Genomic DNA, 12,816 nt, shown 5'->3' with positions numbered 1-12,816 from the left:
CCTAGGCAGCGACCCGGATGGTCCCGCTCTCAGGCTGGGGTACTCAGTCGTGCGCCGGGCCCGGGGCGGGGCGTCACCTCACGCGGGCCGTCGACCCGGTGGCCCTCCTCGCACACCAGGTGCAGCGTGACGGGCGCGCCGCAGTCGCGGTGGGTCACCACGACCGGTGGTCCCTCGGGATCGGCCAGATAGCGGTCGCCCCAGTGCATGAGGGCGATCATGATCGGGTAGAGATCGAGGCCCTTCTGGGTGAGCCGATACTCGTCGCGCTGGCGCTGGCCGGGCTCCTGGTAGGGCACCTTGCGCAGCAGGCCCTCCTCGACGAGCCGGGACAGCCGCGCGCTCAGCACCTGCCGGGGCGCGCCGGTGCGCGTCTGAAGGTCGGCGAAACGCCGGATGCCGTTGAACGCCTCGCGGAGGACCAGGAACGTCCACTTCTCGCCGAGCACGGCGAGGGTTCGCTCGATGGAGCAGTTGTCCACCCGATAACGCCGCATGTCGCGCATCGTAACCACAACCTCCTCCTTCCATCTAAGTCTACTTGACAGACTCAGCGCGTTCGGGAGAGCCTGAGTCCATGTTCGGAACTCAGGTGAGGCCTCTCGTGGACGTCCGTGTCGTGGAGGTGCGTGCGGCGCGTCCGGGCGACGACGAGGCGCGGGTGCGGCTCTTCGTGGAGGGTCTGTCGCAGGACACGCTGACGAACCGCTTCTTCGTCGGCCTGGGCCGGCCGAGCACGAGCCTGATCCGCGCGATGGTCGCGCGCGACGACAGGCGCGACGCGCTGCTCGCGCTGCACGGCGACGCCGTGATCGGGCACGCCATGAGCCATCTGGCCGGCGGCTCCCTGGGGATCGAGGCGGAGATCGCGGTCGTGGTGGACGACCGGTGGCAGGGCCTCGGCGTGGGGTCGCGGCTCGTGCGCACCCTCCTGCGGCGGGCGTCCGTACGCGGCGCGGTCGCCGTCGGCATGGACGTCATGACGGAGAACCGGCGGGTGCTGTCCATGGTGCGCCGGGCCTGGCCCTCTGCCACAATCAGTACAGAGGGCACATCCGTCGAGATCAAAGCCTGCCTCGCGTTTGCAGAACAAGGTTCTGTTGGTTCACCATTGACTATGTGAAGAGCGCGAAGAGCGGACGAGACGGCAGGGCCAGGATCATCGAGGGCGCCCTGCGCAGGTTCAGCCAGAGCGGGGTGTCGGCCACGACCCTGGCCAGCCTCCGGCAGGAGAGCGGCGTCAGCGTCGGCAGCTTCTATCACCACTTCACGAGCAAGGAACACGTCTTCGGCGTGCTCTACGCCGAGATCCAGGAGATGTACCAGGCCGCCTTCATCGGCGAGCTCGTCCGCCACGAGGACGCCCGCTCCGGCATCGAGGCCATCGTCGCGATGCACATGGCCTGGTGCGGCGAGCACCCCGAGCGCGCCCGCCTGCTGATCAGCGAGCGCCCGCCCCGGCGCAACGAGCCCGGCGGGCCGGAGGTCGCCGAGTCGCGGCGCGAGTTCTTCCGCCAGGTCGCCGACTGGTGGCGGCCGCACATGAAGAACGGTGTGCTCCGCCCCGTCCCCGCCACCATGTGCTATGTGCTGTGGCTCGGCCCGGCGCAGGAGATGTGCCGCCTGTGGTTCAGCGGCGCCCACCAGCCCACCGAGGAGGAGATCCGCGAGCTGGGCGAGGCCGCCTGGAACAGCCTCAAGATGCCCTGACCCCGCGATAGATTCGATGCGTGGACGCCCCTTCTGACCTGGTCCGGCGGCTTCGCGACAGATTCGTGGAGACCGGATACACGATCGACGGCGTGCGTGAGCGGCTGGGCGACATGGCCGCCGCCGCGCTGGCTCGCGAGGAGATCGTGCCCGCGCTGCGCGCCACCAGGGACGCCGATCCCCTCGCCACGCTGATCCGGCTGTGGTGGCTGGGCACCCCGGTCAGCATGGCCGCCGCCGACCTCCCCGTGCAGGGCCTCATCGAGGCCGGGCTGCTGGTGCGCCTGGGCGACTCCCTGCAGGCCACCGTGCACCTCCAGCCGTGGGACACCGGCACGGGCGACCCGGCGTACGTCGTCTCCGACCGCAAGGTGCGGCCCGGCGATCCCTCGCTGCGGCCCGACCACGTCGTGGGCGCGGGCGGCGCCTCGGCCAACCTCGCGCAGCTCGGCTGGGCCGCGCCGGTTGAGCGGGCGCTCGACCTCGGCACCGGCTGCGGTGTGCAGGTGCTGCACCTGGCCCCCAGGGCCGAGCACATCGTCGCGACCGACGTGAACCGCAGGGCGCTGCGGCTGGCCCGCCTGAGCTGGGGCCTGTCCGGCGTGACCGGCGTCGAGGCGCGCGAGGGCTCGATGTACGACCCCGTGGACGACGAGCGCTTCGACCTCGTGGTGTCCAACCCGCCTTTCGTCATCGCGCCCGAGGCCAGATACACCTACCGGGAGGCCGGGCGGCGCGGCGACGAGTTCTGCCGCGACCTCGTACGGCGCACGCCCCGGCACCTCGCCCAGGGTGGTCAGGCGCGCTTCCTCGCCAACTGGCTGCACGTCAAGGGCGAGGACTGGCAGGACAGGGTGGGCGGCTGGCTCACCGAGACCGGCTGCGACGGCTGGGCCGTGCAGCGCGACGTGCAGGACCCGGCCGAATATGTCGAGCTGTGGCTGCGGGACTCCGCAGAACACGGCACCTCGGCCTACCGGGAGCGATATGACGAGTGGCTCGGCTGGTTCGAGTCGATGGACGTGACCGGCGTCGGCTTCGGCTGGATCGCCCTGCACGACTCCGGCTCGCTGAGCCCGCTCGTGCGGGGGGAGGAGATGACCCAGCCGGTCGAGCCGCCGTCCGGCGCGCTGGTCGAGGAGGTGCTGCGCGCGGCGCGCACCGCCCACGAGCTGTCCGACGACGACCTGCTCGACGCGCGGCTGAAGCCGGCCGAGGGAGTCGTGGAGGAGCGCGTCGGCCCGCCCGGCGCCGACGACCCCTCCCGCATCGTCCTGCGGCAGACCCGGGGCGCACGCCGTACGGCCGCCGTGGGGACGGTGGAGGCGGCCCTGGCGGGCGTGTGCGACGGCGAACTGCCCACGCGCCCGCTGCTCGCCGCCATCGCCGAGCTGACCGGTGAGGATCCCGGTGAGGTGCTCGGGCGGGCGCCCGCCGCGCTGCGGTCCCTGATCGCCGAGGGCTTTCTCGACGTTGCAAGCCCACGCTGACGTTGCAAGCCCACGTTGATCGGAGTTTGAACGGCCGGGCGGACAGTGGTCGTGAGCGGGCTTCGGGGGGGGTTTCGGAGCCCGCGCACCAAGCCCGGCCGGTCGTCGACGTGAGGCGGCGAGTCGTCACGGGGCGCACCGGTAGGATCCGGGCCCCCTGCGCGTCCCAGTGTGACGACGGGCGGCCGGCCGGGCGTCCAGCCTCCCGCACGCGAAGATGGGTGTTCGGTGTGATCAACCACGTCCGGATGAGCCGGCTCGACGATGACCTACGTCTCGACCTGTTCGCGCAGGAGGGCACGGATGTCGTCGGCCTCGGGCGACCCGAGCCGGGTGAAGATGTCGAGGGCCTTGACCAGGGCCTGCCTGCCCCGGCCGGTCTCCCCGAGCCCCGCGAGGGCCTTGCCGAGCGCGGCCAGTGACTGCGCCTCGCCGTACGGGTGGGTGATCTCGCGGCTCACGGTCAGCGCCTGCTCGGCGTGCCGGGCGGCCTCGGCGAACCGTCCGGCGGCGATGAAGGTGGCGGCGAGCCGGTAGCAGACCCGCTGCTCCCAGACTCGCTGGTTGCTCGCGCGGAAGAAGGCCAGGCACTCGGCGTGGTGGACGACCGCCTCGTTGAGCCGCCCGACAAAGGACAGCACGTTGCCGAGGTGATAGCGGGCCCGCGCCACCCCCGCGCCGCTGCCGATCTCGGTGAAGACCGCCAGCCCCCGCTCGGCCGCCGCGATGGCGTCGTCCGGCCGTCCGAGGCCCAGGTGGTCGCGGGCGGAGTAGCACGACGCGAGCGCCTCGCCCGCGGGATTGCCCGTCTGCCGGTGGACCGTCGTCGCCCGGTCGAACCATTCGAGCGCCTCGGTGTGGCGGCGCCGCCGCCCGGCGACGACCGCGAGCGCGTTGCACGTCTCGCCGAGAACGATGTGGTCGCCGGTCTCCTCGCCCAGCGTCCGCGCGGCGAGAAAATGGCTCTCGGCCTCGGCCAGCCGGTTCGCGCCGAACAGCACCCGGCCCAGCACGTAGCGGCAGCGCAGCTCGGCGCGCCGCGCACCGGCCTGGCGCGTCGCCGCCAGCAGGGCCGACGTGCGCTGTTCGAAGTCCCGCTGGTTGGTGCCCGACTCCAGCAGCGGCTCCATCGCCAGCAGCAGGTCGGCCGCCGCGAGCAGGTCGTCGCCCGATTCGTCCTGTGCCCCTGCCGTTTGGGCCACCGCTCCGAACATGTCCTCGGCCTCCGCCGACAGCCAGGCAACTGCCTCGTCGGCGGAGGAGAAGGAGTGGCCGAGCATGCCCAGATCGGTGAGGACGTCGGCGATCCGGCTGCCCTCGTACGCCAGCCGGTGGGCCGCGCCCGCCGACGCAAGATAGAAGCCCAGCAGCCGCCGCAGGGCGAGCGTGCGGGCCGCGGGCTCCTCGGCGGCCTCCGCCTGCCGCCGGGCGAACAGCTTGAGCAGGTCGTGGAATCGGTAGCGGCCCGGCGCGGGCGCCTCCAGCAGGCTGGCGTCGACCAGCGACTCGATCACGTCCTCGGCCTCGGACGGGGTGAGGTCGAGCACGGCCGCCGCCGCGAATACCGAGATGCCCGAGCCCGCCGGCAGCGACAGCAGTCGGAACGCCCGCGCCTGCCGGGCGTCGAGCTGGCCGTACCCGAGGGCGAACGTGGCCGAGACCGCCAGGTTGCCGATCTTCATCTCGTCGAGGCGGCGGCGCTCGTCGGCCAGCCGGGGGACGAGCGAGGCGACCGTCCACGACGGGCGGGAGGCCAGCCGGGCCGCGACGATCCGCACGGCCAGCGGCAGGAAACCGCAGGCGGCGACCACATCCATGGCGGCGGCACGTTCCGCCGCCACCCTCTCAGGCCCCGCGACCGCGGCGAGCAGCGACAACGCCTCCTCGGGCTCCATCACGTCGAGGTCGATGAGCCGGGCCGCGGGCAGGTCGGCCAGCTTGCCCCGGCTCGTGATGATCGCGGCGCAGCCGGGTGAGCCGGGCAGCAGGTGCTCGACCTGCTCGGCGTCGCGGGCGTTGTCGAGCAGCACCAGCATCCTGCGGTCGGCGAGCAGCGACCGGAACAGCGCGGAGCGCTCGGCCAGGCCGTCGGGGATGACGTCCATCGGGATGCCGAGGGCCCGCAGGAACGCCACCAGCGCGGTCTCGGGCGCGGTCGGCTCGGCGCTGTATCCCCGCAGGTCGGCGTAGAGCTGGCCGTCGGGGAACAGGTCGTCGGCGAGGTGGGCCACGTGGACGGCCAGGGTCGTCTTGCCCACGCCGCCGATGCCCGACATCGCCGCGATCGGCACGCCCTCGCGCGCCCCTTCGCCACGCAGCAGCGCGAGCAGCCTGCGCACCAGGCCGGTGCGTCCGGTGAAGTCGGGCACCGCCGCCGGGAGCTGGGCCGGTCTCGGCATCTCGATGACCGGGCCCGTCTCGGCCGCCGCGGCGTCATCGTGGACATCCTGCTGCGAGAGCCGTACGGGAGGGGGCGTGGGGGTGAGGGAGGGGTCGGCGGCGAGGATCCGCCGGTGGAGGCGGGACAGCTCGGCCCCGGGCTCGATGCCGAGCTCCTCGACCAGCGCCCGCCGGGTGTCGGTGAAGACCGACAGCGCCTCGGCCTGCCTGCCACACCGGTAATAGGCCAGCATGAGCTGGGCGCGCAGCCGCTCGCGCAGCGGATGTTCCGCGGTGAGCGCGACCAGCTCGGAGACGATCTCCGCGTGCCGGCCCAGCTCGAGGTCGAGCTCCATGAGCGTCTCGACCGCGCTCATCCGGCGCTCGGCGAGCCGGTCGCGCTGGTGCTCGGCGTACGGGCCGACCGCGCCGGCCAGCGGCTCGCCCGACCACAGGCGCAGGGCCCCGCGCAGCCGCCGGGCGGCCTCCCCGGCCCGGCCCGTGCGGCGGTCGGACTCGGCGGCGGCGCATTCGCGTTCGAAGACGGCGAGGTCGAAGCCGGCGGGGCCGGAGTCGAGCCGCAGCGCGTATCCCCGGCCCACGGAGGTCAGCAGCCGCGGCGGGGTCCGGGGGGACCGGTCCGGCTCCAGGACGGTGCGCAGGCGGGAAACGTAGGTGCGCAGCGCGCCGAGCGCGCGCGGGGGCGCGTCCTCGCCCCACACGCCGTCGATCATCTCGTCCGGCGTGACCGCGTGCCCCTCCCTCAGCAGGAGCATCGCGAGAATGGAGCGTTGCAATGGCGTGCCAAGGTCGAGCTCCACGCCGTCGCGCCAGGCAAGGACGGGTCCCAGCACGGCGAAGCGCAGGCCGTCCACGGCGGCGTGATCAGGCATGTGACCTGTCTCCCGATGGCAAGATTTCCGACCAAATGATAGATCGTGCGACGCGGCGGCAATAGGACCGCGGGCGTTGGTTCAGTTTGCGTACAGGTGCTTGAAAGCGACCTGCAAACCACGGCGAGAGCGTTGAAAGCGGGTTGCAGGCGGGCGGGCCTATCACTGAGCTGCAACCCCGACACGCACCCCGTATCGGGGGGATCGTCCTCGAACAGGAGAACCGAAATGCGACGCTCCATCACCCTCGGTCTCGCCGCCGCCACCACCGTCGCCGCCCTCGGGCTGCCGGCCCTGGCGACCGCGGCCAACGCCGCCCCCGCCTCCGCCTCCTCCGCCGCCACCGCCTCCGCCCCGCACCACCACGACTGGGACTACGACGGCTGGTGGGGCACCTACTGGTCCTCCAACCACCTCGCCAAGGCCAAGGGCTACGTCGACGTGAACTACGACCACGAGGAGTCGAACCGGGTCCACATCACCGGCAAGCTGTACGACAACGACCACCGCACCTACCGGCAGGGCGGCAAGTGCGCGTACATCAAGTTCCGGGTGTCCTACTGGGACGACGGCGAGGACAACTGGTCCTCCAGCTACAAGTCGTACAAGTACTGCGGCGCCGGCGGCTACAAGCAGATCAACTTCTGGCGCTACGACGTCGCCCAGGTCCAGGCGAAGGTCTGCCAGATCGGCCTGTACAGCAACGTGCCCGTCAAGTGCGGCTACTGGCGCGACATCTACAACGCCTACGACGAGGACTACGGCTACGACGCCTGATCACCCTCGCATGACGCGGCCCGTCCCTTCCGGGACGGGCCGCTCCCTTTCTATTGACTGATCAAGCTGCTTCCGACGCCGGCTCCAGAATGCCCAGCTTCGCGCGAAGACGTTCGCGCACGGCGGGCCATTCGGGACTCAGGATCGAGTAGTACGCGGTATCTCGGACCGTGTCGTCGGCGCCTCGGCTGTCCGCTCGTCGCACACCGTCGAGGTGCGCGCCGAGGGCCTCGATGGCGACCCGGGATCGGGTGTTGCGTACGTCTGCCTTGAGGGTGATCCGGTGAACCTGCCAGGTCTCGAAGGCGAGGGAGAGCATCAGATACTTGCTCTCCCGGTTGACACCGGTGCCCTGGGCCGACGCGGCGAGCCAGGTGTACCCGATGTCCGCGACGGACGGGACCTCGCCCACCGCGCCCTTGGTTCCCGGCGGCCAGGGCATCGGGCCCTGCCAATACTCCAGGTTCATCAGACGGGTGGCACCGACCACGCGGTCGGTGTGCAGCCACCGGATGGCGAAGGGCAGCGTGCGGCCCTCCGCCTGCTCAGCCAAGGCGGCCTCCACGTAGGAGGCCATCTCATCCCGGCCAGCGGGAACGCGAGTGAAGGCGTATGTGGAACGGTCTTCACTCGCCGCGGCGACGAGGTCGTCGAGCACCGCGAGGCTGAGCGGTTCCAGGCGCACGGAGCGCCCGGACAGGGTGACAAAAGCGGGCATGAGCACATGATGGGGGCTGCTGACCACGCCTGATACCAAATGACACGAGACATCTTGGCGGGGTGCGGGTTAAGGGGTGTGGTGCCCGATGAAACCGCAGGTCAGAGCGTTGATCCGGGCCCCGCGCGGCGGGCGGCCAGGGTAAAGATTTGGCCAAAGATCCATGGGGCCCGGCGAACGCTTCAGGCGAGGGTCACGGGGACGTCCGCGGGCGCGCCGAACCAGGTCTCCAGCGCGTTGGCGAGCCCCTCGGAATCGGTGGTTTCCGGGTCCTCCACCCAGGCGACGACGCCGTCCGGGCGGACGAGCAGCGCGCCGGGAGCGTGCGCGTCGCGTATCGCCGTCGTGACGGTGGCGACCCGGTCGCCGTACCCGTCCGCCGCCGCGCCGCCGAGCCGGGATCCGGTCTGGCGGAGGAGCAGGCCGCGGCCGTCGTGGAGGTGGTCGGCGAGCCGTGAGCCGTCCTCGAACTCGTAGTCGGGCACGCTGCGCCCCATCAGAGGGTGTCCGCCGCCGGGCATGTCGTACCGCTGCCAGACACCGGAGATCTTCTTCACGAAGTAGGTGGTGCCGGTGACCGTGCCGAGCAGGTCGGCGACCACCGTCCGGGCCGCCCGGGCGTGGGCGTCGGGACGCATCAGGGCGATCTGGGCCCGCGTCCAGTCGAGCACCCAGGCGCCGATGGGGTGCCGCTCCCGCGTGTAGGTGTCGAGAAGCCCCTCCGGGGCCTGCCCGCGTACGACCGCCGCGAGCTTCCAGCCGAGGTTCACGGCGTCGCCCAGTCCCAGGTTCAGCCCCTGGCCGCCGAAGGGCGAGTGCACGTGCGCGGCGTCACCGGCCAGCAGCACCCGCCCGAGCCGGTAGGTCGTCGCCTGCCGCGCGTTGTCCGTGAACCGCGTGACCGACGTGATCCCCTTGACGACGACGTCGGAGCCCGTGACGTGCCTGACCGCGTCCTGCAGTTCCTCCGTCGTCACCGGTTCGGTCTTGTCGGCCTTGCCTGGCGCGCCGTCGTCGAAGCGTACGACGAGGATGCGCCCCGGCACCGGGCCGTGGGAGTAGATCCCGGTGGGAGTGGCCTGCCAGCCCACGCCGAGGTCGTCGGTGCCCTCCATCTCCGCGATGGCCTGGTAGGCGGTGATCTCCGGGTCCGTCCCGGGGAACTCGAAGCCGGCCAGCTTGCGCACCATGCTCCTGCCGCCGTCGCAGCCCACGAGCCAGCGGCCGTGCACCGGGCCCTCGGTCGTGGCGACCGTGACCTGCTCGCCGTCGTCGGTGAAGCCGGTCACCTCCACGCCGCGCCGCACCTCGACCCCCAGCTCGGCCGCGCGTCCCGCGAGGATCTGTTCGAGCTGCTGCTGGGGCACCAGGCCGATCTCGGTGATCGGTCCCCGGCCGGCCAGGTCGGGGTCGTCCTCGTCGAAGAGATCGGCGCTCAGCATCATCCCCGCGAAGTGGCCGGCGAACCTGGGCGGAGTCCGCTGCGGTCCTCCCGCGGCGGCCCGCTTCTGCATGAACGCCCTCACGACTTCCATCGCCCGCTCCTGCACCTCCCTCAGCGCGGGCAGCAGGCCCCGTCGATAGAGCGCCTCCACGCTGGGCGTGTTGAGCGCGCCGGCTTTGATCGTCGGGTCGATCTCGGTCAGCCGTTCGAGCACCACGACCGACGCCCCGCCCAGCCGCAGCTCGCAGGCCAGCATGAGGCCCACCGGCCCTCCGCCGGCCACAACGACGTCGTACGACATTCGCCCTCCCCGTAGTTACCGTTGCTGTAAACTTACTGTCGCTATAAGTTTTTAGCAACTAGAATGAGGCGGGTGACGGAGACCTTGGGGTTGCGGGAGCGGAAGAAGCGGCAGACCCGCTCGCTCATCTCCGACGTGGCGTCGGGCCTGTTCGTGCAGCGCGGGTTCGACAACGTCACGGTCGCCGAAGTCGCCGAGGCGGCCGGAGTCTCGGCCAAGACCGTCTTCAACTACTTCCCTCGCAAGGAAGACCTGTTCCTCGACCGCTATCCCGAGGCGGTGGAGCTGGTCACCCGCGCCGTACGGGAACGCGCCGAGGGGGAGACCCCTGTCGCCGCGCTGCGCCGGCTGTTCCTCGGCATGCTCAGGGACGGCCACCCGCTCGGCGGGATCGCCCCCGGATATGAGGTCTTCTGGCAGGTGATCCTCGACTCGCCCGCGCTCAGGGCCCGGGCGAGGGAGCTGGTCGAGGAGTTCGAGGGCGTGATCGCCGGCCTGTTCGCCGAGGCGGCCGGAAGCGATCCGGGCGACCCGGCCCCGCGCCTCGCGGCCGCCCTGGTGGTCGCCGCCTACCGCGCCGTGTACATCACCAGCATCGACAGGATCCGTGCCGGTGATCCCATGCAGGACGTGATCGCCGACCGCGCCGTCCAGCTCGACCGCGCCCTGCGCGCCGTCGAACACGCCATCGCCGCCTTCTGAGCAGCCCGCCCTGCCATTCGGGACCTTCGTCGTTCTCGGCCTTCGCCGTTCCGGGTCTTCGCCGTTCTGGGCCTTCGTAGTTACGAGCCTTCGCTGTCACGAGCCTTCGGCGCGATCCGAGCACCCCCGTTTTCTGGGGTCCGTCGTTCTGGACCTCCGTCGTTCCGAGCCTTCGGCGCGTTCCGGGCTGCGCCGTCGTAGTTTTCCGGGCCTTCGTCGTTCTCGGCGTTCGCCGTTCCGAGCCTTCGGCGCTTTCCGGACAGCGCCGTCCCCGCTGCCTGAGCAGCGCCGTCCCCACTGGTTGAGCAGTGCCGTCGCCGTTTTGCGGGGTCTTCGGTGCCTTGGGGGCAGCGCCGCCCTGGCTGTCTGAGTATCGCCGTCCCTACTGGTTGAGCAGTGCCGTCGCCGTTTTGCGGGGCTTTCGGCGTTTTCCGAGCAGTGTCGTCCCCGCTTTCTGGGCGGCGTCTGCGCCGTTTTCCGGGCTTTGATGCTTGCTGGGTAGTGCCTCCGCGCCCTCTGAGCGGCGCCTTCACTGCCCCCGGCAGGGCTTGTCCAGCCCATAGCTTCTGGCGGGCCTGTATGGCGGCGGCGAACTACGCCGTGACCAGGGCGGTCTCCTCAATCTGTGATCCCAAGAGATTGCTAGTTGATCTTGCACAAGCTCCGGGGGGAGGAGAGAATTAATACAAGTTTTCGAATCGCTTGATGGAGGTGTGATGGATCTGTTCGACATCGATCCTGAGCGCCTTCGTCATTCGAACGATGCCGACGGTGAGTGGTGGGACCGTCTGATCGCCAATTCCCCACTGTGGTCCTCTGATGGCTCGTCCGCCCGGGAGCCCTTCCCGATCATCAACTTCGGGCCCCGGCAGCGCGCCGACGCACCCGTTGTCGAGAGCGTGGACGACCCGGGCGCGGACGCCCCAGGCACGCATACCGACAGGGCAGATAGCGATGGCGCGGATGCCACGGGCGGGGTTGCTGCCGGTGCGGATGCCGCTGGCACGAACGGCGCTGACGCGGGTGCCGCCCGTGGGGCTGCCGATGGCGCGGCTGCCGCCGGTGCCGTGCGCGGGGCTTGTGATGGTGCGGCTGCCGCTGGCGCGAATGGCCCTGACGCGGATGCCGCCCGTGGAGATGCCGCTGGCGCGGATGGCGCTGGCTTTGGTGCCGCGCGTGGTGCTGCCGATGGCGCGGAAGCTGCTGGCACAAACGGCACCGGCGCGAATGACCCTGGCGCGGCCGGCCCGAGTGCTGGTGCGGGTGCGGGTGCTTCCGATGGTGTGGGTGGGCGTGATCGTGGTCGGGGTCGTGGTCGGGGTGGTGTGCGGTCGTCGTGGGTGGTGGTGGGGTCGGTTCGTGAGGTGGCCCAAGAGCTGGCGCTGACGCCGCTTCCCGATGACGTGGATGTGTGCCTGGCCGAGGCGGAGGAGTTGCTGTTCGCCCGCGATCGGATCACCAGCGCCCTGGCCGACCGCGTCGGCCGGGTCCACCGAGCAGGTCAGGCCAAGCAGCACGGGCATGCCTCCACCCGCTGCTGGTTGCGCACCAGTGGGGGGATGACGGTGGGCGGAGCTGGCCGCCTGCTCACCCTCGGCGCGGAACTGCCCCGCCTCCCCGTCGTGCGGGAGAAGTTCGCCACGGGTGAGCTGGCAGCGGGGGTGGTGGAGGCCATCTGCGCCGCTGTGGCCGGACTGACCGACGAGCAAGCCACCCTGGCGGAGCCGATCCTGGTGGACCTGGCCGGCAAAGCGGGGGCGGCGGAGGTCGCCAAGGCCGGCCGCCACCTGCGGGCGGTGCTGGACCCCGACGGGGAAGAACGGGATGAGCGGGCCGATTACGGGCGGCGGTTCCTGCGGGTCCGCCCGGGCAAGGGCGGCGGCGTGGAAGGGGAGTTCTACCTGCCGCGTGAGGCCGGCGCCCGGTTGATGGCGTTGTTGCAGGCGTACGCCAAGCTGAGGGCGCAGGGGGATGACCGCCCGCTGACGGTACGTCAGGCGGACGCGCTGATCGCCCTGCTGGAGCAGAAGATCGTCACCGAGCTCCTCGTCGTGGTCAGCGCCGAATCCCTCCCCACCGACCCCGAAAACACCAACCCCACCGACCCCACCGACCCCACCGACCCCACCGACCCCACCGACCCCACCGACCCCACCGACGACAACCCATACCCCGCCGACCCGGCCACCCAAGACACCGACCCGGCCACCCAAGACCCCGCTGCCCCGGCCACCGACGACCCCGCCGACCATGTCGAGGACGCGCGGGACGCCGAGGACTTCGAGGAAGGCCGGGAGCACACAGGCGACTTTGCTCCCGGCGAGTCCGACGACCTCGACGCGGCCGAGGCCGAGGCAGGTGCCGGTGCGGGGAGCAATGCCGATGCCGACGGAGCCGCTGAC

Annotated in this window: 11 protein-coding genes; 7 read left to right on the top strand and 4 right to left on the bottom strand. The window is 71.3% G+C overall.

The genetic code is table 11. The features are described 5' to 3' along the window. Positions 1 to 29: 29 nt before the first annotated feature. Positions 30 to 506: a helix-turn-helix domain-containing protein gene (locus FLV34_RS19360; protein WP_142652258.1), complete on the bottom strand. Its 477-nt coding sequence runs from the start codon at positions 504 to 506 to the stop codon at positions 30 to 32. 98 nt (positions 507 to 604) lie between these two features. Between FLV34_RS19360 and FLV34_RS19355 the strand changes: the two genes are divergently transcribed. From FLV34_RS19355 to FLV34_RS19345, 3 genes are read left to right on the top strand one after another with little or no spacing between them, the layout of a single operon-like run. After that, positions 605 to 1,123, top strand: a complete 519-nt coding sequence (locus FLV34_RS19355; protein ID WP_260617545.1) for a GNAT family N-acetyltransferase — start codon at positions 605 to 607, stop codon at positions 1,121 to 1,123. Then, positions 1,120 to 1,710 (top strand): TetR/AcrR family transcriptional regulator, encoded by a 591-nt coding sequence (locus tag FLV34_RS19350; protein ID WP_142652244.1) that lies wholly within the window; start codon positions 1,120 to 1,122, stop codon positions 1,708 to 1,710. Before FLV34_RS19355 ends, FLV34_RS19350 begins: the two co-directional genes overlap by 4 nt. Positions 1,711 to 1,730: 20 nt before the next feature. Then, positions 1,731 to 3,200 carry a methyltransferase gene (locus FLV34_RS19345; RefSeq protein WP_261985833.1) on the top strand — a complete coding sequence of 490 codons (1,470 nt, stop codon included), beginning with the start codon at positions 1,731 to 1,733 and terminating at the stop codon, positions 3,198 to 3,200. A gap of 269 nt (positions 3,201 to 3,469) precedes the next feature. On the opposite strand, the gene FLV34_RS19340 is transcribed toward FLV34_RS19345, so the two are convergent. After that, a complete protein-coding gene (locus FLV34_RS19340; protein WP_147943731.1) occupies positions 3,470 to 6,472 on the bottom strand; it encodes an AfsR/SARP family transcriptional regulator in 3,003 nt (1,000 codons plus the stop codon). Positions 6,473 to 6,700: 228 nt separating this feature from the next. Here FLV34_RS19340 and FLV34_RS40560 point away from each other — a divergent pair, with 228 nt between their 5' ends. Then, the gene (locus tag FLV34_RS40560) at positions 6,701 to 7,249 is read left to right on the top strand and encodes a hypothetical protein (RefSeq protein ID WP_168066589.1); all 549 of its coding nucleotides are present in this window, start codon (positions 6,701 to 6,703) and stop codon (positions 7,247 to 7,249) included. A gap of 61 nt (positions 7,250 to 7,310) precedes the next feature. Here the strand turns inward: FLV34_RS40560 and FLV34_RS19330 are convergent, their stop codons facing one another. Together FLV34_RS19330 and FLV34_RS19325 are read right to left on the bottom strand one after the other, a co-directional pair. Beyond that, positions 7,311 to 7,967, bottom strand: a complete 657-nt coding sequence (locus FLV34_RS19330) for a GNAT family N-acetyltransferase (protein WP_142620174.1) — start codon at positions 7,965 to 7,967, stop codon at positions 7,311 to 7,313. 182 nt (positions 7,968 to 8,149) lie between these two features. Further along, positions 8,150 to 9,712 (bottom strand): FAD-dependent monooxygenase, encoded by a 1,563-nt coding sequence (locus FLV34_RS19325; RefSeq protein WP_142652248.1) that lies wholly within the window; start codon positions 9,710 to 9,712, stop codon positions 8,150 to 8,152. Between the two features lie 63 nt (positions 9,713 to 9,775). Here FLV34_RS19325 and FLV34_RS19320 point away from each other — a divergent pair, with 63 nt between their 5' ends. The 3 genes from FLV34_RS19320 to FLV34_RS19310 all read left to right on the top strand — a co-directional run. Then, a complete protein-coding gene (locus FLV34_RS19320; protein ID WP_147943730.1) occupies positions 9,776 to 10,414 on the top strand; it encodes a TetR/AcrR family transcriptional regulator in 639 nt (212 codons plus the stop codon). Between the two features lie 954 nt (positions 10,415 to 11,368). Beyond that, positions 11,369 to 11,800: a hypothetical protein gene (locus FLV34_RS19315; RefSeq protein ID WP_147943729.1), complete on the top strand. Its 432-nt coding sequence runs from the start codon at positions 11,369 to 11,371 to the stop codon at positions 11,798 to 11,800. Beyond that, a partial coding sequence (locus FLV34_RS19310; protein WP_187280669.1) for a DUF222 domain-containing protein occupies positions 11,779 to 12,816 on the top strand: 1,038 nt, incomplete at its 3' end. The genes FLV34_RS19315 and FLV34_RS19310, both read left to right, overlap by 22 nt.

The sequence above is a fragment of the Microbispora sp. CSR-4 genome, from assembly GCF_008033685.1.
GTDB lineage: Bacteria > Actinomycetota > Actinomycetes > Streptosporangiales > Streptosporangiaceae > Microbispora.
This window is presented reverse-complemented; position numbering and strand designations above follow the sequence as displayed.

Bases quoted from the DNA above. Each gene is read 5' to 3' on its own strand.
- FLV34_RS19360 (WP_142652258.1), bottom strand. From the start codon at position 506: ATGCGCGACATGCGGCGTTATCGGGTGGACAACTGCTCCATCGAGCGA.
- FLV34_RS19340 (WP_147943731.1), bottom strand. From the start codon at position 6,472: ATGCCTGATCACGCCGCCGTGGACGGCCTGCGCTTCGCCGTGCTGGGA.
- FLV34_RS40560 (WP_168066589.1), top strand. From the start codon at position 6,701: ATGCGACGCTCCATCACCCTCGGTCTCGCCGCCGCCACCACCGTCGCC.
- FLV34_RS19330 (WP_142620174.1), bottom strand. From the start codon at position 7,967: ATGCCCGCTTTTGTCACCCTGTCCGGGCGCTCCGTGCGCCTGGAACCG.
- FLV34_RS19325 (WP_142652248.1), bottom strand. From the start codon at position 9,712: ATGTCGTACGACGTCGTTGTGGCCGGCGGAGGGCCGGTGGGCCTCATG.
- FLV34_RS19320 (WP_147943730.1), top strand. From the start codon at position 9,776: ATGAGGCGGGTGACGGAGACCTTGGGGTTGCGGGAGCGGAAGAAGCGG.
- FLV34_RS19315 (WP_147943729.1), top strand. From the start codon at position 11,369: ATGGCGCGGATGCCACGGGCGGGGTTGCTGCCGGTGCGGATGCCGCTG.